Here is a 17,033-nt window from a genome sequence, read left to right on the forward strand (position 1 = left end):
AGCAGCCCGTTCGGGTCGCGCTACGCGCCCACAGCCATGGAGGAGTAACCGTATGACCGCACGCCTTGGGGGCTCGCAGCGAATAATCGCATCCGTGCTCGTTGGCCTGGGCGTTTTCCTCCTCGTCTGCGCGGTGCTGCTTCCGCTGTACACGATCCCGAAGCTCAAGAAGCTTCCCCTTGATTACGAAGCGGTACAGGTTTCTGAAGGCAGCGGCGCCTTCCTCGATGCGAACGCGCAGCTAACCGGCGACCCGGAGGACGCGCTTGGGGACGAAGTCCCCTTGCGGCAGCAGCTCTACATCACCGTCGAGGACCCGGCAGACAGCGATATCGCCACGTTGCAGGGCGGACTCACGCTCGTGCGGGCTGACACCTCACCCGGCCGCGGCCTGTTGAACGCAAGCATCGATCGGGTCACCATCGACCGCACAACTGGGTTGCCCACTAACGACCCAGTCGGCTCGCTACAGACGGACCGGCAGCGGCCTGCCGCGCAGCTGCCGCGCGACGGGCTTCAATACAAGTTCCCCTACGGCGCGGAGCAGCGTAGTTATCCGTTCTTCGACTTGCCCTCCCGGACCACCGCGGACATCGATTTCGTTGAGTCCACCACACTCGGTGGCACCGAGGTCTACCACTACCGTCAGGAACTCGAGCCCGTCGACCTGTTCGTGGCCACGCGAGACACGGCCAACCGGGTGGGGCAGACACGTGCGGCGTGGGGGCTCAGCGAGGAGGGCAGCGCAGACGCCGGCGAAATCGTGTTCATGAACAGGTTCTCGACCACCACGCGCGACGTGTGGGTGGAACCGGCCAGCGGAATCATCGTGGACTCTCGCGAACAGGTCAGCCAGTTCTTCGGTACCGGCGCCGATGACCGCGCTGTTTCAGTCGCGTCGTACGACGTCCGCTACACGGACGCCACCGTGAACGCCATGCTGGGAGTTGCCGACGCTGAGCGTGACCGGGTTGGCATGGTGTGGCAGTTGGGGCCGGTCGCAATCGCCGCACCGTGGCTCGTCGGCTTCTTCGGGCTCCTCACCACCGTCTTCGGCGTGCTCATGGGGCTCTCAGCGACGCGACGTCCTGAAGCTGAGGGAGCTGCAGACGATTCGGCGGAGCACACCATCGAAGAAGAAACGGCCGCCGATGACGACCCTGCCGTCGCTATGTACGTGCCTCACGATGACGGGCCCCACAGCGAACTCGATGACGTCGAAGCAAGCAGCCACCGTGAGGCGAACGCAGACGAACACCGCTAGCGACGCAGCGCAGCCTGCACTGTGACAAGCGCGAGTAACGTAGTCACCGCCGCGCTCCCGAGCGCTACCAGCAGGAACGTGGTGAGGGTGAGCGGCAGTGTGAGGAGCAGTGCACCCTCAACTGCTAGGCCGCCCCACACGACAAGCGAGACAGCGGTGCGGTCACGAGCAATCGCGGAGAGAAGTACGCCCTGCAGGATCGCGAGAACGGCTCCCTGCGCGGCAAACAGCCACAACAGACCCACGATCGGGCGGTAGTCCTCCCCCACCAGCACCGGCACAACGGGGGCAAGTACCGCCGCAGCGATCACCATGAGGACTCCGAGCGCGGCGAGTACAGCGATCGTGAACTTCAGCGCAGACCTGGTGAGGCTGGGATTCGCCATCCTGGGGAAGAACACGATGCCCACCGCGTGTGGCAGCCAGAACGCCACCTTCGCCGCGACGGCACCCAGCGCGTACTGCCCCGTAAGCGTGTCCTCGAACACGACGCGCGCAAGAACCAAATCAAGCGAGGTAAAGACAACGATTGCCAGCTGAATCTGCGATGCGCGCAACACCGCTGTCACGCTAAGACGCTTATCCTCCTGCCGGGCCGTGCGAGCCACGCGAGGAGAATCACCATCTGCTCCTGGCCCGAGCCGCACCAGCATGTTCGCGCCAATCGCCGCTGCGAGTGCACCCAGGGCCGCGGCGGCCAGCGCAGCCGCGGGACCGCCACCCAGCGCCAGCGTGACCACTGCGGGCCCCACTCTGGCAATTCCCGCGCCGGCCAGCACCGCTGCAAGTTCAGTGAACCGGTGCTGGCCCTGCAGCAAGCCTTGTTCGGTGGCGAGCAGCACCAGCGCCGGAGCCGCGAACAGCGCCGCGGCCGCAGCGGCGAGCGAAGTGTTCAGTACCGATGCAACCATCGGCGCTGCCACCAGCGCTGCCAGCGCCACCAGCGCCGCCGTCGAATAGCCCAGTCGGCGGAACTGGGATGTGGCTGCACGTCCGTCGAGACGGGCTGTAACGACCTCCCGCGCGATCACCATCTGTAGCGCCAGCGCGGGCACGGCGACGATCAATTGCGCCGCGAGCAAGCTGGCGAACTCGCCGTAGCCAGCTGGCCCAAGCCACCGGCTCGCGGGCAAGTGCAGAAGATACGCTGCCGCGTTGGCCGTCATCGAACCGGCCGTCACAACTGACACCCCGGCGATCACTGTGCTGCGCCGGGGTGCCATATTCATCCCACCATCATGGCGTGTTGTGAGCTGATCTTCGACATCCCCGGTCTAAGGTGCCGCCATGCGAGTAGTCGAACGGCAGCGGATCATCGCGCCCTCGTGGTCCGCACTGCTCGCGCTCATTGTCCTCGCTCCCCTGCTGCAGCCCGGCTACCTGCTATTTCGCGATGCCGTGAGTACGCCACGGTCGTATCTCACCGATTCTGCGCTCGGGCTCGGTGATGCGGCACCGCGGGCAGTGCCTCAAGATTGGCTGCTCGCGGGCGTGTCGGTGATCATCGATGGCGGCCTCGCCGTGACCGTCCTACTCGTCCTCTCGGTGTGGCTCGCGGGCTGTGGCGCGGCCCTGCTTGCCCGCACTTTCTTGCGTGAACACGGCGCCGGGCCGGGAGCGGAGTGCACAGCTGCGACAGTTGCGATCTGGAATCCGTTCGTCGCTGAGCGGTTGCTGCAAGGGCACTGGAGCCTCCTCGCGGGGTACGCGGCGCTGCCCTGGATTGTTGTTGCGATGCACCGGATCAAGAACGCCCGCGCCGGTGGCTGGCCGTTGCTGGTGTTCGCCGTGGGGTGCGCCGCCCTCACTCCTACGGGCGCCGTGCTCGCGGTCATGCTTGCGCTCGGCGTCAATGCTCGCGACACGTTGAGGCACCTGAAGCGAAGCGGACTCATTCTTGTGATCGGCGCCGCCGCGGGTGCGCCCTGGGTTGTCGCGGCGCTGTTGAGTGGTGATCCGGGTGTGTCTGGCCGCGCCGGCACGGAGGCCTTTGCTGCGCGGGCTGAACCGTGGCTCGGCACTCTCGGCAGCCTCGCTGGCCTCGGCGGCATCTGGAATGGCGACGCGGTGCCGGTAAGCCGGACCACGCCGGTCGCACTGCTCGCGACCGCATGGCTCCTGATCCTTGTGGCAGGGGGTGCGGGGGCGTTGCGGCGGCTGCGAATCGCGGGTGCGCTGCCACTGGGGCTTATCGCGCTCACGAGCATAACCATCCCCGCTTTCGCCGCGACGCCCGCTGGCCTCACCGCGCTGACGTGGGTGACGTCGAGTGTGCCGGGCGGGGGCCTCCTGCGTGACACACAAAAATTCGTCGCCCTCGCCATGCCGTTCTACGCTCTTTGCGCAGCTGCAGCGGTCCTGCTACTCGCACCGCACGCTCGGGCTCTCACGCGGGCCGTACCAGCTTTCGCCTGTGTGATGGTCATCGGTGTACTGCCGGACCTCGCATGGGGCGCTGGCGGCCAGTTACGCACCGTTCAGTACCCTCCGGGGTGGGAGGCGGCAGCACGCATTGTCGAAGACGGTTCACCGCACGGAGCGGTCGCGGTGCTGCCCGCAGGCATGTTTCGCGTCTATCCCTTCACGGGTGACGTCGTGGTCCTCGACCCAGCACCACGGATGATGCCGCGTGACGTGCTCCTGTCCGGCGATCTTGTTGTCGCTGGAACTCTCGTGGAGGGTGAAGGCGGGCGCGGCCGGGCGGCCGAGGCGGCGCTGCTGGGGGGAGCATCTAGCGCGGAACTTCTGGACCTCGGGATCGAATGGGTCCTCGTGCAACTCGACACGCCCGGTGACCGCGGGGACTCCCGAGAGACGCTTGACCAGCTTGTGCTCGAACACTCCGGTATCGACGTGGCGTTGTACCGCGTACCAGGAGAACCCGCTGACTTCTCGGCACCCAGCGCCGCCAGGACAGCTGTTGTAGGAGCTCACGCCCTGTGGCTGGCCGTCACCCTTGCGGCGGGAGTAATGCTCGCAGTTGGGCGACTACGCAGTACGCGCAGTACCAAAATGTGAGTGGACCGGCGTAACGATGCCTGCAAGATGACGCCCGTCCGCCACCGACGCGGCCACTTCACCGACGCCGTCGGCGCACAGCTCCCAGGAAAACTCGCCAGCGCGGATGCGCGCCTTTTCGCCCATCAGCAGCCGTTGTGAAGGGTCCGCAAGCAGTTCACCAACCGCAGCAGTGAGTTCCGCAGGACTGGACACCAGATGCCCTGTGACGCCATCAATGATGGAATCCGTCAGTCCCTTCGACGTCCCGTACCCGACGGTGGGGACGCCGTGTTGAGCTGCCTCGATCACCGCGAGCCCCCAGCCTTCTTTGCGGGACGGCATGACGTGCACCCAGCTCCGCGAAAGCAGCTCGTGCTTGCGCTCTTCTGTGACGTGCCCGTGGAACGTCACAGAGCCTTCGATTCCCAACTCATGCACCGCGTCTCGGAGCGGCTGCATCCACCAGCCATCACCGATGACGTCAAGCTGCACATCTGGATAGGTGTGGCGAAGCGACGCGACGGCGTGGAGTGCGTCTTCGATCTGCTTGTGCGGCACCAGCCGGGAAAGGACGCACAAGCGCGGCGATTCGGCGCGCGTAAGCGCTGAACCGATCTTCGTCTGTGCGGGGATTGCGTCCGCACCTGCGCGCACTACAGCGATACGATGCGAATCAACCCCAAGGGTCGTGAGTTCTTCCGCTGAGGGCAGCGAAACCGTCAGATACTGGTTGCCCCGGTGCACACGCGGGGAAAGCCAGGATTCGATCCACCAGCCCAGATGGCTTAGCAGCCTGCCAGCGACTGGCCATTGCTCACGATGGCAATGATGGACGAGCAGAATGACCGGTACTGCGGCGACGAGCCGTGCGAAGAAGGGCACACCGTTTTGGGTGTCGATGATGACGTCCGGCTTGACTGACTTCAATGGCCCGAAGCCGAACCGCGCCGCGAGTATCGCCAGCAACGCGCGCGGATAAACAGTCAGCCTGCCTCCGCCCCGGCTGATGAACATGCCGTCGCGGTGCTCCGATCGTGCCGACCCGCGGTACCGTGACGTCCTGAGCGTTACGCGCACGCCCTTCGCGGCGAGCGCAGCACCGACCTCCTCAAGGTAGCGCTCACTGCCCCCGCCCAGCGGGTGGCCGGTGTCCCGCCAGCACAAGAGTAGTACTTCTCGCACGCGTCGCTCCCAACATCACGGCCGCCCCTGTCCTCTGCCGTGTCTCACGCAGAGCACAACGTCACCGTACAGGGCGGTTATGCCACACAATAGCCCCGAAGGCGGGGCCACTGCGACGGCTCCGGACCGGGTGTCCCAATCCGTAACAGTCCGTATTCTGTATCGATGTGCGCACGCTAGCCGTTACCAGTCCCGCCGCCCGACAGTTCGCCCGCCGCGCCAGCCTGCGCCGCTCGCTGCGACTGTTGAGCGACTTCAAGCATGAACAAACCCGTCCCGACCTGTTTTACGGAGCGATCGCGCGCGACTCTGCCGACATGCTCAGCGACCTTTATCACGAGGTCACCGGGCAGGATCTCACCGGCACAGTGGTCCTTGACGTCGGCGGCGGACCTGGATACTTCGCCGACGTGTTCGCTCGCCATGGGGCGCATTACCTGTCGGTCGAACCAGATCCCAGCGAAATGCACGCCGCTGGCATCGCGTTCGCCGGCTCCGCCCGCGGTTCTGGCATGGCACTGCCGATTCGTTCGTCGAGTGTCGATATCTGCTTCTCCTCGAACGTTGCCGAACACGTAGCCACCCCCTGGGATATGGCCGACGAGATGGTGCGCGTGACTCGTCCGGGTGGGCTGACAGTCCTGTCGTACACCCTGTGGTGGGGGCCCTTTGGGGGCCACGAGACCGGGCGCTGGCACTACTTCGGCGGGGAGTTTGCTGCGCGCCGATACCGCCGAAAGCACGGCGCGGAGCCAAAGAACCGTTACGGGGTTTCCTTGTTCCCGATCACGGCTGCCGCGGGGCTGCGGTGGGCGCGCGGGATCAGCGACGAGGGCCGCGCCGACCTGCTCGGCGCGTTCCCCCGATACAACCCGCGCTGGAGTTGGTTCGTGACGTCCGTACCCGGAATCCGGGAGCTTATCGTCAGCAATCTTGTCCTCGTGCTGCGTAAGCGCTAGCTCGTTTCTTCCAGCCGGAAACCGACCTTCAGCCCCACCTGAATATGGCCGACGGCACCTTTTTCGATGTGGCCGCGGATCTCCGTCACTTCGAACCAATCGAGGTCCCGCAGCGTCTGTGACGCGCGTGCGATGGCCCCCTTGATGGCATCGTCCACGCTCGTCGCGGACGATCCGACGATTTCGGTGACCCGGTAGGTGTGGTCCGACATGGCTTCTCCTCGACTAGCGGACAGTATCGCTCCATTCTTTCGCTGATGCCGTTGCGTCCGTGTCGTTTCCACTGATTCCGTCAGTTTCACAGGAAACGGGACAGGTTCACGAGCAGAAGTCGTGAACCTGTCTCGTTTCCTGTGAGCCTGTCCCGCGAGCGTTTTTGCAGGCACACCCGCGGTTATCCACAGCTGTGGATAACTTCAGGGCCGAGTCGGCGAGGTGGGGAAGAATCGCTGCATGCACGGGCACGGCGATACAAGAAGACATCTCATCCGCGGCCTCTCGGCCAGTGAACGGCGAACCAACGCGCGCACTCAGCACCTTCACCGCGTCCGGCGCGGTACCTACGTCCCTACTGCAGTGTGGGATTCACTCACCCAGCGGGAGCGGCACTTTCTGCTGGCCCTCGCGGCCGTCGGCGATCAGCAGCGCACTGACTGCGTGCTAAGCCACGTTTCCGCAGCTGTCGTGCACGGATTGCCGGTCTGGAACCTTCCGCTGCGTCAAGTTCATCTCACGCAGCCGTCCCGGACCGGGGGACGGATTCTCAGTCACCAGGTGCTTCATTCCGCACCACTTGAAGCCGCAGACACATCGGAGGCAAACGGCGCGCTAATCACCAGCCCAGCCCGCACTGTTGTCGATGTCGCACGCACTGCCCCGTTCGAGCAGGCTGTAGTCATTGGTGACGCGGCGCTCAACCGCGGGCTCGTCACCCGGTCCGAGCTCGATGCGGCACTCGCTCACGCCCGCAACTGGAAAGGGATAGCCAGCGCACGCCGGGCAGTTGCGTTCATGGACAATCGCAGCGAAAGCCCAGGCGAGTCTCGCAGCCGCGTCTTGTTCCACAATCACGGACTCGCGGCTCCACATTTGCAGGCCAGCGTATTCGACGAGGCACATGCGCTGGTAGGCCGGGCAGACTTCCTCTACGACGACGGCTTGATCGGTGAGTTCGACGGGAAGGTGAAGTACGGCGCCTTGCTGAATCCGGGTGAAACTGCCGCCGACGCGGTGATCCGCGAGAAGCGCCGCGAAGATGCCTTCCGGGAGCTCGGCTGGCTCATCATCAGGTGGATGTGGGATGACCTCAACCGCCCGCTCATCCTCGTGCGCCGCGTACTGCAGGCCCTCAGCCGGGCACGCGCACAGCGGCGCCCGTCAGGACTGTGGGTGCCTGCGTAGGGCCCGGCCTAAGCCAGACGCACGGGAAACGGGACAGGTTCACAGGAAAAACCCGTGAACCTGTCCCGTTAGTCGTGAACCTGTAGCCCTGACGGTGTCAGCTGTCGAGCCGGTCCTTCAGCGCCTCGAACTCGTCGCGGATACCGCTGGGCAGCCTGTCCCCAACGAACTGGAGCCACTCCTCGATTAGCGGGATTTCGGCCTTCCAGTCTTCGACATTCACGGCCAGCGCTTCGTCGACATCGGCGGGGTTGGCATCAAGTCCGTCAAGATCCATGTCGGCGGCTGTAGGAACGTACCCAATTGGGGTGGCCTGCGCGTCAGCAGTGCCCTCGATACGCTCGACGATCCACTTCAGCACGCGGCTGTTCTCGCCGAATCCTGGCCAGAGGAAACGCTTGTCGTCGCCGCGGCGGAACCAGTTGACGTAGAAGATCTTAGGCAGCTTCGACTCGTCGGCGTTCTTTCCGACGTTGATCCAGTGCTGCAGGTAGTCACCCACGTGGTAGCCGAGGAACGGCAGCATCGCCATTGGGTCGCGCCGGACGGAACCGACCTTTCCTTCCGCAGCTGCGGTTTGCTCGCTGGACATGGTGGCGCCCATGAACGTGCCGTGCTGCCAGTTGAAAGATTGATTGACCAGGGGGACTGTAGTCTTGCGCCGCCCGCCGAAGAGGATTGCGGAAATGGGCACACCCTGTGGATCGTCCCACTCCGGCGCCAAGGTCGGGCATTGCGCCATCGGAGTGCAGTACCGGGAGTTCGGGTGCGCGGCTTTACGGCCGGAATCCGGGGTCCAGTCCTGCCCGAGCCAGTCAGTCAAGTGGTCGGGCATGTTCTCGAGGTCTTCCCACCACACGTCACCATTGTCGGTAAGTGCAACGTTGGTGAACACGGTGTTACCCGCCTCGATTGTCTGCATAGCGGTCGGGTTTGAACTCCAGTTGGTGCCTGGGGCGACGCCGAAGAATCCGAATTCGGGGTTGACGGCATAGAGCCGGCCGTCCTCTCCGAACCGCATCCACGCGATGTCATCACCGAGTGTTTCGGCACGCCAGCCCGGAATCGTCGGGCGAATCATCGCGAGGTTCGTCTTGCCACACGCGCTCGGGAACGCCGCGGCGACGTAGTAGGCCTTGTTTTCGGGCGAGATCAGCTTGAGGATGAGCATGTGCTCTGCGAGCCAGCCCTCATCGTGGGCCATCGCCGAGGCGATGCGCAGCGAGTAGCACTTCTTGCCGAGCAGTGCATTGCCGCCGTAGCCAGAACCGAAACTCCAGATCTCCCGGGTTTCTGGGAAGTGCGTGATGTACTTCGTGTCATTGCAGGGCCACGGGACGTCTTTCTCACCCGGTTCGAGCGGCGCGCCAACAGAGTGCAGCGCCTTGACGAACGGCATGTCCGTACCCATCTTGTCGAGTACCGCCTGCCCCATCCGAGTCATCACCCGCATGGACACCACCACGTACTCAGAGTCGGTGATCTCAACGCCGAGCTTTGGCTCCACTGCACCGAGCGGCCCCATACAGAACGGGACGACGAACATGGTGCGACCGCGCATGCACCCTCGATACAACTCGGTCATGGTCGCGCGCATCTCATCTGGGTCGACCCAGTTGTTGGTGGGCCCAGCGTCCTCTTCGCGCTCGCTGCAGATGAACGTGCGCGACTCGACGCGGGCGACGTCAGACGGGTCTGACTGCGCAAGGTAAGAATTCGGCTTCTTCTCGTCGTTCAAGGGAATGAAGGTTCCCGCTTCGACGAGCTGGTTCGTCAGACGCTCCCACTCAGCATCAGAACCGTCGGCAAAAACCACACGGTCAGGCTGGGTGAGTTCAGCGACTTCCTGCACCCAAGCGAGAAGTCCTGCATGCTTCGTGGGGACCGTGTCGTCCGTTCCGTTCAGCCCTGGAATGGTCGCTGCTGTCATCAGCCTCTCCTGGTATAGGAACCGGCCCTGTGCCCGCTGCCCCCGGGCGACAGTAAGCGAACTGACCGGATCCACTCATTTGGTGCTCAACGCCCGTCGTTCTCAAACCCTAACCGAATTCGGAGCGACGAAAACGCAAGCACCAGGTGTCCTGACTAAGAGGTTAGCGCCAACACGGTCGGTGGGGCGGCGCCTGCCTTGTTGGATGTCGCACAGGACCGATTCAGAACCGACCGGGGTAGGAGCCGGCTGACTGTTCCTGCGCATGAGAGCCGCGCCTGGAATCCCGATGCCAAGCACAACCTGGTGTGTCACCCCCTTAGGCTATCAGCCCGGTTTTCCCAAGCCGCCACTGCACAGCACCGCTAGCTGCGTCTTCCGCCAGCTCCCACACATCGAACTTTCCATCCGGGGCAATTTCGGTCACGGTATCGGCGAATCCGTCACCCGTCTCGTCTGTTCCGACGTACACGAGGTCATCGGCGAAGAATCTGCCGCTATCGGCAACTCCGTCACCACTCATGTCGATCGTGGGATTCAGCAGCTCCGCGCGGCATAGTTCTGCCGAAGTGCCGTCCAGCAGTGTCCCTAGGCACTCCGCTGCGCCCAATTCGTCTGGCGTCCACATCCCACAACCCTCTCATCCGCGCGTCCGGTGATCCCTGTGTGAAGTTAGGACGCAGCGCGTCCCGGTTCGGTTCCACCAAGCACAGAGCTATTCCTTGCTATTCCTGCGGTATGCGCTCGCCATGGAGGAAGCGCATACCCCGCTCCATTGCGGCGGAGATATGACTTACTTCGCTCGATAGCACGCTGAGTTCGCGATCCCTGGTCGACGTGAGGTGCTGCAGTTCCGCTTCGATCGCGTGTACCTGCGCATCGGTGTCCGCGATCTTCGCGTCGAAGCGCCGCCCGATTGCGGTGGCGATTTCCTGCTCGACGGTGACTAGCCGGGTGGCGACAGCGCGTTCCATCTTGCCGCGCGCATCTAACAACTGTTCTGCGGCCCACTCCCGAAGGCGGGCACGCGCAGCGACCTGCCGCCGAAGGCGCAACATCAGAAACGCAATCGCCCCGCCAAGAAGCAGCGTGAGCGGAATTGTCAGAATGTCCAGCACAGGCACCAGCGACAGTGGCGCGACCGCGATCCTGCCCAGACCCGCGCCAACCGACGCGCCAATCAAGATCATGACATAGTCTTCAGCTCCCCGGCGCGGAGCTTCCAGTGGCAGTTCGTCGTTGGGTACGACGCCGGCAGGTCCGGAACCCGGTTCATCACCTGCCGGTGCGGCGCTGTCTGGCTCAGCTGTCATCGCGTCTGCCGGGGCTTCGCCGTCCACGCCGTGCCCGGCCTGCAACGCGCCGGAGCGCGCGGTGACACGCGCATCATTCTCGTTAAGCCCGGTACGTACCAGTGAACGCACCCGCGCCGGATAGCTCACTATCGCGCTGCCACTGAGTGCGTCGATTTCCGCCCTGGTCACGGCCGCGGTCGCCCGGGCCCACTCAGCGACATCGTGCCCGAGCTCGACACGAGACAACTGCACATCGGACCGCAACGAGCTCAGTTCATCGCTGCGCCCCGCACCCCGATTACGCAACAGTTCGGCGCGCATGCGATGCAGCCTGTTGATCTCCGGGTTGTTCTGGACGTCGCGGCTGACGCGCTGCCGCGCGGCGCGTGCTTCCTGCAGCGCCCCAGTCACCGACCACAGCAGGTTGCGCGCCACATAGTCGGCGCCCGGCGGCGGCAACTCATTGCATATCACCTCGTAAAGCGCCTCGACCCCAGCCGACTCAGCGAGCGCTCGTGCAGCTTCCGGATCAGAATCACGGCGGTCGTTGGCCGCCTGGACAAGCGGGGTCGCGATCGGATGAATCTCCGCGCCGGTGAACCTCGGAGTGTGAATCGAGAGCAATTGCGCATCCCGGTCGCGCACCTGACGCCAGTTCTGGTGCATGTCAGTCTTCGTGATCGCGAAGACAACCCGGTCGACGCTGGCATTCAGACGGCGAAGTTCGGCGAGCTCGGTGCTGCCCATCGGTCCTGCAGCGTCAAAAACCATCAGCACGACCGCCAGCTGCACACCGTCCCCGTCAGCTTCTGACCACTCGCGAAACAGGACGGGGCCGCGCGGCTGCACTGCATTCAGTGCCTCCACCAGCGCGGACTTTCCGGTGTTCTCGCGCCCTGTCACGACGACCTCGATTGTGTCCTGCCCGCGTGGGCTGCGCAGTTTGCTCCGGCTCGCCAGGCGTGCGGCTGCGGCAGGCTCATGCCTTTCAAGAGTCCGCAGCATCTCGTCACACAGAATGCGGGCAGCATGCCGGCTTTGCACTGCGGTACGGGCCGGATCGTGGCCGCTCACGCCGCCCGTCCCTCCAACATCAGATCCTCCGCGACCGCCAGAAAATGGCGGTATCGGGCGAGCGCCGCGTGCGCGCCATGCGAGGTGCGGGCACTCGCGGCCTCGCGCCGCGCAACCGCAGCCCATGCCAGCACGTTCTCGAGCGTCCGCGGGCCGCTCACAAGCTGGTCGACCGCCCACGGCACGCTGATAAGCGCTGAGCGCCGCAGCAGCCGCAGGCTCGCCGCTGCACGGGAGCGGCCCGATGCCAGCTCAGTCACCATCAGTCTTTCGAGCGCCATGCGGGCGCTTCCCGCGCGCGCTGCGGCGGCATCCCATAAGGCGCCGCGAACCCACGTGTCGAGCGCAGCGATTCCACTTGCTTTGCGCATCAGCTCCCCCATCTCGTCGAGCGTCATACCCGGGTTCGCCCGCAACGCATCCACCGCCAGCCGGACGCCCGGCAGGTCAAGCAGCGACAGCAGCTGCTCACGCTGGCTGCGCTCCACCCAGACCGCGTGCGTGCGGAAGAGATCAGCGGAATACCACCACACTCCATCCGGCTGCCCACGGTCGTCCGTGGAACGCACGCTGGCGATCCGGCGCAGTGCATCAAAGTCCTCAACGGTGATGCGCCTCGCCGCCCGCGCCAGCATTGCACTCACGGGAACCACCCCTATTGTGAGGACACGTTCCGCCGAATCCGCGTGAGGACGCGCCGCGGCAGCGGAAACTCGCTGACTGCGACCAGGCATCCAGCCAACGAGGTCGGCTCGTGCGAGCACGCCGAGAACACCCCGTGGCCAGGCCTCCGGCCGGGCGGAGGCACCGCCGGCCCGGTCTTCACACAGAGCTGCGACCGCGGTGACATCTTCCGGGCGCGGCACGGGTCCGCATACGTAAAGGACGGCGTCCGCATCCACCGAGACGTCACAGGCGCTAGCGTCGAACACGGTGACACACTCCGGCAAAGTTTCGCGAAAATACTCTGCCAGTATCGATACGCCAGCGCCCGCGGCTCCGGCGACCGCGACGCGATATGATTCCGCACTCAAGACTTCCCCCAATCTCCCCGCGGGGATTGTCCCACTCACCGGCCCCAATGGCACATCAGAACTGCGCTTGCGCCGCCCCGACTTGGACAGAGCGCAAGAATCGTGAACCATAGACGGGTGCTGAACGACCCTGAACCCGAGACCAGCGCAGGCCCCGGGCCCGCCAGCGGCCGATCCGGCGACGCACCGGACCGCGCTGGCTTCCCGCGTGTGACGAGCTTCCGGACACGCACCGGCGTGCTGAAGCCATCCCGCCAGGACGCGTGGGACCGCCTGTGGGCCACGTTCGGCCGCGACGCCGGCGCTGGGCCCATTGACGTGGACGGGTGGTTCGAGCGGACAGCGCCAACCGTCGTGGAAATCGGGTGCGGTATGGGCACGTCCACCGCGGAAATGGCGCTCGCCGAACCGGGTGTCAATGTCATCGCGATTGATGTGTACAAACCGGGACTCGCGAAGCTGCTCCAATTGATTGAAGAGAACAACATTGCGAATATTCGTATCGTTCGCGGTGATGCCGTCACGATTCTTGAAGAGATGATCGCGCCAGCCTCATTGGCCGGTGTGCGCGTGTTCTTCCCAGACCCGTGGCCAAAAAAGCGGCACCACAAGCGGCGGCTGCTTAAGCCCGAGATGTTTCGGCTTATCGCAACGAGGCTGCAGCCGCACGGCGTTCTGCATGTCGCGACGGATCACGCCGAGTACGCTGAGTTCATTGAAGAATCCGGGAATTCCGAACCGATGCTTGGTTCGGTCACGTGGCCGTGGCCGATGAGCAGCGTCCGTCCCGAGACCAAGTTCGAAGGGCGGGCGGCGCGCGTCGGTAGCGCGATTACGGACCTCGCATGGGGGAGAATTACGGAATGAGCGTCAGCCAGGAGATACCTGAGACAACCGATCGGGACGCGTTTGACGTCCCCAGCCTCAGCGGGCGCCGGTCCCGCGTGCTGCTGGTGTGGGACGCACCGAATCTGGATATGGGTCTCGGAGCGATTCTGGGCGGCCGCCCCACTGCCGCATACCGGCCCCGGTTCGACGCCCTCGGGCGGTGGCTGCTGCAGCGCACCGCCGAGATCGAACAAATCCGCGGTCTCCCCGCTGGGAGCCTCGAACCCGAAGCGACTGTTTTTACCAACATCGCGCCAGGCAGCGCGGACGTAGTCCGGCCCTGGGTCGAGGCGCTGCGCAACGTTGGTTTCGCGGTGTTCGCCAAGCCGAAGATCGACGAAGACAGCGACGTCGATGCGGACATGCTCCGCCACATCGAGCACCGCCACACTGGTGACGGCCTCGCGGGTGTCATGGTTGCCTCGGCTGATGGTCAGGCATTCCGTGAACCGCTTGAAGAACTTGCTGCCGCAGAAGTCCCGGTCCAGGTAATTGGCTTCCGCGAGCACGCAAGCTGGGCAGTTTCGTCGGCGACGCTCGATTTCGTCGACCTCGAAGAGATCCCCGGCGTGTTCCGCGAGCCGCTGCCGCGCGTCAGCCTTGATTCACTGCCTGAAGAGGGAGCATGGCTGCAGCCGTTCCGCCCGCTTGCGGCGTTGCTCACCATGCGCTGACAGCAGCGGGCCTCGTCTGCCACTGTTGATTGCGTTGTTCGCGTCGGCAGCTGCGCCGTGCGCTGAAACGTGAGGAGTACACATTGTTCGCGACGATGGGACACTTCGTCTATCGGGCGCGTTTCACCGTGCTTGCCTTGCTCGTTGCGATCCTGGCCGGGCTCGGCGCATTTGGGCTCGGCCTGGGCGATCGGCTCAGCCAAAGCGGGTGGGACGATCCGGGCAGCGAATCCATCGCGGCGGAAGCAGTCATGCGGGCCGAGTTCGGCCGCGATAACGCCGGCGACATCGTTGCGCTTTTCACCGCGCCTGCGGGGAGCACTGTCGACGACCCGGAATTCGCTGCCGAAGCCCGGCAACTCCTCAGCACGGTCCGCGACGACAACCCTGACGAGGTGGCGTTCGTCCACAGCTACTGGGATAGCGGCGCCCTGCATGCGCTCGCGACCGCGGACCGCCAGCACGCTTTCGCGAGCATCGGGCTGAGGGGCGAGAACGACACCGAGGTCCTGGGCAACTTCCAGGCAATCAAGGATCAGTTCCGGACAGGCGACGTCAGCGTTCAGCTTGCGGGCCTGCAGCCGGTCGCCAACGCGCTGAGCCAGGGCATGGAAGACGACATCAAGCGCATGGAGCTGATCGCCCTGCCCGCGGTCGCCGTGCTGCTGTTCTTCATTTTTCGCGGTGTGGTCGCCGCAGCCCTGCCCGTGATCATCGGCGTACTCACGGTGGGCGGCGCGTGGGGCATCACCCGTCTGCTCACCAGCGTTGTCGAAGTCAACGTTTTCGCGCAATCCGTGATTTCGCTGATCGGTTTGGGCCTCGCGATCGACTATGGCTTATTCGTCGTGAGCAGGTTCCGTGAGGAACTAGCAGAAGGCTATCCGGTGCCTGACGCAGTGCGCCGAACAGTGGCGACTGCTGGCCGCACCGTCGTCTTCTCAGCCACCATCATTGCGATCAGCCTCGGCGGGCTGCTGGTGTTCCCGCAGGGCTTCCTGAAATCGGTCGCCTACGGTGCGATCGCCGCGGTGTCGCTCGCCGCCATTCTCGCCGTTACAGTGCTCCCCGCGATGCTCTCCATCTTGGGACGGCGGGTGGATTCGCTTGGTTTCGCCAAGCTGCGCCCCACGAAGCCCGCGGCGGAAATGCAGCATACGTTCTGGGGCCGCATCGCTGGCTGGTCCATCAAGCGGCCGTTGCGCGTTGCGGTACCAGTGACGATCGGTTTGCTGCTGCTCGTCATTCCGTTCAGCAACATCCAGTTCGGTGGCATGTCGGAGAACTACCTGCCGCCGGACAATGAGACACGTATCGCGCAACAGCAATTCGATGAGCTTTTCCCGGAGTTCCGCACCAAGCCGATCAAGGTGGTCGTGACCGGTGATGTTGGCGCCACGGGCGCGGTTTTGCGGCAGGCCAACGAGGTGCCGGGGTTCACCGCGCCATTCTCGCTGGAGTCCCGGAGTGCGACCGCCGTCGTCCTGTCCGCGGGGCTAGAAGACGAAGCGACTGCCGGCGAGGCGGTCCGCGCCCTGCGGTCGATCGACACACCCGAGGGGGCCGTCGTCCTTGTCGGTGGCGGTCCAGCGATTGAACGAGACAGCATCGACGCAATGGTGACCATGATGCCGTTGATGGCGATCGCGGTCGTTCTCATCACGACGCTGCTGATGTTCCTTGCGTTTGGTTCACTCACGCTGCCGATCAAGGCGGTCGTCATGACGGCCCTGAGTCTCGGCTCGACACTGGGAATCTTGACGTGGGTCTTTATTGACGGCCACGGGGCCGAGCTGCTGAACTTCACACCCGGACCTCTCATGGCAGCGGTAGTCGTGCTGATTGTGGCGATTATTTACGGCCTCTCAACCGACTATGAGATCTTCCTTGTATCACGGATGGTCGAGGCACGAGCCAAAGGTGCGAGCACAAGTGAGGCCATCAGGATGGGGACGGCGCAAACCGGCCACATCATTACTGCCGCAGCTCTGATCCTCATCGTTGTGACCGGCGCCTTCGGTCTGTCCGAGATCGCGATGATGAAGTACATCGCGTACGGCATGATCGCAGCGCTGATAATTGACGCTACGGTGATCCGAATGCTTCTTGTCCCGTCGGTAATGCGGCTCCTCGGTGAGGATTGCTGGTGGGCCCCAGCGTGGATGAAACGAATCCAGCGCAGGATCGGCCTGCAGGAGCACGAACTCGAAGACGAACTGCGCCCCGGCGGTATGAACGCACCGCGGTTGACTGCGGACAGCCTTCCTGCCGCGGGCCCCGCGCCCGCGGAGATGACGCCGCCCGGCCAGCGCGGCTAGTCCCACGGCGAGGC

14 protein-coding genes are annotated in these 17,033 nt (G+C 64.5%); 7 read left to right on the forward strand and 7 right to left on the reverse strand.

Annotation, left to right across the window (positions count from 1 at the left end):
• Positions 1–52: 52 nt before the first annotated feature.
• Complete coding sequence (locus tag ONR57_RS21255) at positions 53–1,264, forward strand: DUF3068 domain-containing protein (protein ID WP_265125705.1); 1,212 nt, start codon at positions 53–55, stop codon at positions 1,262–1,264.
• Here ONR57_RS21255 and ONR57_RS21260 read toward each other — a convergent pair.
• Complete coding sequence (locus ONR57_RS21260) at positions 1,261–2,493, reverse strand: polysaccharide biosynthesis protein (protein WP_265125706.1); 1,233 nt, start codon at positions 2,491–2,493, stop codon at positions 1,261–1,263. The genes ONR57_RS21255 and ONR57_RS21260 overlap by 4 nt on opposite strands.
• A 58-nt stretch (positions 2,494–2,551) precedes the next feature.
• Between ONR57_RS21260 and ONR57_RS21265 the strand changes: the two genes are divergently transcribed.
• Complete coding sequence (locus ONR57_RS21265; RefSeq protein WP_265125707.1) at positions 2,552–4,282, forward strand: hypothetical protein; 1,731 nt, start codon at positions 2,552–2,554, stop codon at positions 4,280–4,282.
• Here ONR57_RS21265 and ONR57_RS21270 read toward each other — a convergent pair.
• Positions 4,253–5,446, reverse strand: coding sequence for a glycosyltransferase family 4 protein (locus ONR57_RS21270; protein ID WP_265125708.1), 1,194 nt, complete (start codon positions 5,444–5,446; stop codon positions 4,253–4,255). The genes ONR57_RS21265 and ONR57_RS21270 overlap by 30 nt on opposite strands.
• A gap of 161 nt (positions 5,447–5,607) precedes the next feature.
• Between ONR57_RS21270 and ONR57_RS21275 the strand changes: the two genes are divergently transcribed.
• Positions 5,608–6,405 (forward strand): class I SAM-dependent methyltransferase, encoded by a 798-nt coding sequence (locus ONR57_RS21275; RefSeq protein ID WP_265125830.1) that lies wholly within the window; start codon positions 5,608–5,610, stop codon positions 6,403–6,405.
• Here the strand turns inward: ONR57_RS21275 and ONR57_RS21280 are convergent.
• Positions 6,402–6,617: a dodecin gene (locus ONR57_RS21280; protein WP_265125709.1), complete on the reverse strand. Its 216-nt coding sequence runs from the start codon at positions 6,615–6,617 to the stop codon at positions 6,402–6,404. The genes ONR57_RS21275 and ONR57_RS21280 overlap by 4 nt on opposite strands.
• 364 nt (positions 6,618–6,981) lie before the next feature.
• Between ONR57_RS21280 and ONR57_RS21285 the strand changes: the two genes are divergently transcribed.
• A complete protein-coding gene (locus ONR57_RS21285) occupies positions 6,982–7,806 on the forward strand; it encodes a hypothetical protein (protein ID WP_265125710.1) in 825 nt (274 codons plus the stop codon).
• 97 nt (positions 7,807–7,903) lie between these two features.
• Here ONR57_RS21285 and ONR57_RS21290 read toward each other — a convergent pair whose 3' ends face one another.
• The 4 genes from ONR57_RS21290 to ONR57_RS21305 all read right to left on the reverse strand — a co-directional run bounded on the left by ONR57_RS21290 (position 7,904) and on the right by ONR57_RS21305 (position 13,139).
• On the reverse strand, positions 7,904–9,736 hold the full coding sequence (locus ONR57_RS21290; RefSeq protein ID WP_265125711.1) for a phosphoenolpyruvate carboxykinase (GTP): 1,833 nt from the start codon (positions 9,734–9,736) through the stop codon (positions 7,904–7,906).
• 319 nt (positions 9,737–10,055) lie between these two features.
• A complete protein-coding gene (locus ONR57_RS21295) occupies positions 10,056–10,364 on the reverse strand; it encodes a DUF6802 family protein (RefSeq protein WP_265125712.1) in 309 nt (102 codons plus the stop codon).
• 97 nt (positions 10,365–10,461) lie between these two features.
• Complete coding sequence (locus ONR57_RS21300) at positions 10,462–12,105, reverse strand: hypothetical protein (RefSeq protein WP_265125713.1); 1,644 nt, start codon at positions 12,103–12,105, stop codon at positions 10,462–10,464.
• Positions 12,102–13,139, reverse strand: coding sequence for a hypothetical protein (locus ONR57_RS21305; RefSeq protein WP_265125714.1), 1,038 nt, complete (start codon positions 13,137–13,139; stop codon positions 12,102–12,104). The genes ONR57_RS21300 and ONR57_RS21305 overlap by 4 nt, the downstream gene beginning before the upstream one ends.
• A 120-nt stretch (positions 13,140–13,259) precedes the next feature.
• Between ONR57_RS21305 and trmB the strand changes: the two genes are divergently transcribed.
• The 3 genes from trmB to ONR57_RS21320 all read left to right on the forward strand — a co-directional run bounded on the left by trmB (position 13,260) and on the right by ONR57_RS21320 (position 17,019).
• On the forward strand, positions 13,260–14,006 hold the full coding sequence (gene trmB / locus ONR57_RS21310) for a tRNA (guanosine(46)-N7)-methyltransferase TrmB (RefSeq protein ID WP_279348080.1): 747 nt from the start codon (positions 13,260–13,262) through the stop codon (positions 14,004–14,006).
• The gene (locus tag ONR57_RS21315) at positions 14,003–14,701 is read left to right on the forward strand and encodes an NYN domain-containing protein (RefSeq protein ID WP_265125716.1); all 699 of its coding nucleotides are present in this window, start codon (positions 14,003–14,005) and stop codon (positions 14,699–14,701) included. The genes trmB and ONR57_RS21315 overlap by 4 nt, the downstream gene beginning before the upstream one ends.
• A gap of 83 nt (positions 14,702–14,784) precedes the next feature.
• Positions 14,785–17,019 carry an MMPL family transporter gene (locus ONR57_RS21320; RefSeq protein WP_308198735.1) on the forward strand — a complete coding sequence of 745 codons (2,235 nt, stop codon included), beginning with the start codon at positions 14,785–14,787 and terminating at the stop codon, positions 17,017–17,019.
• Positions 17,020–17,033: the final 14 nt, after the last annotated feature.

Source organism: Hoyosella sp. YIM 151337 (assembly GCF_026041215.1).
Lineage (GTDB): Bacteria > Actinomycetota > Actinomycetes > Mycobacteriales > Mycobacteriaceae > Hoyosella.

Bases quoted from the DNA above. Each gene is read 5' to 3' on its own strand.
- ONR57_RS21260 (WP_265125706.1), bottom strand. From the start codon at position 2,493: ATGAATATGGCACCCCGGCGCAGCACAGTGATCGCCGGGGTGTCAGTT.
- ONR57_RS21280 (WP_265125709.1), bottom strand. From the start codon at position 6,617: ATGTCGGACCACACCTACCGGGTCACCGAAATCGTCGGATCGTCCGCG.
- ONR57_RS21295 (WP_265125712.1), bottom strand. From the start codon at position 10,364: ATGTGGACGCCAGACGAATTGGGCGCAGCGGAGTGCCTAGGGACACTG.
- ONR57_RS21255 (WP_265125705.1), top strand. From the start codon at position 53: ATGACCGCACGCCTTGGGGGCTCGCAGCGAATAATCGCATCCGTGCTC.
- ONR57_RS21290 (WP_265125711.1), bottom strand. From the start codon at position 9,736: ATGACAGCAGCGACCATTCCAGGGCTGAACGGAACGGACGACACGGTC.
- ONR57_RS21315 (WP_265125716.1), top strand. From the start codon at position 14,003: ATGAGCGTCAGCCAGGAGATACCTGAGACAACCGATCGGGACGCGTTT.
- ONR57_RS21265 (WP_265125707.1), top strand. From the start codon at position 2,552: ATGCGAGTAGTCGAACGGCAGCGGATCATCGCGCCCTCGTGGTCCGCA.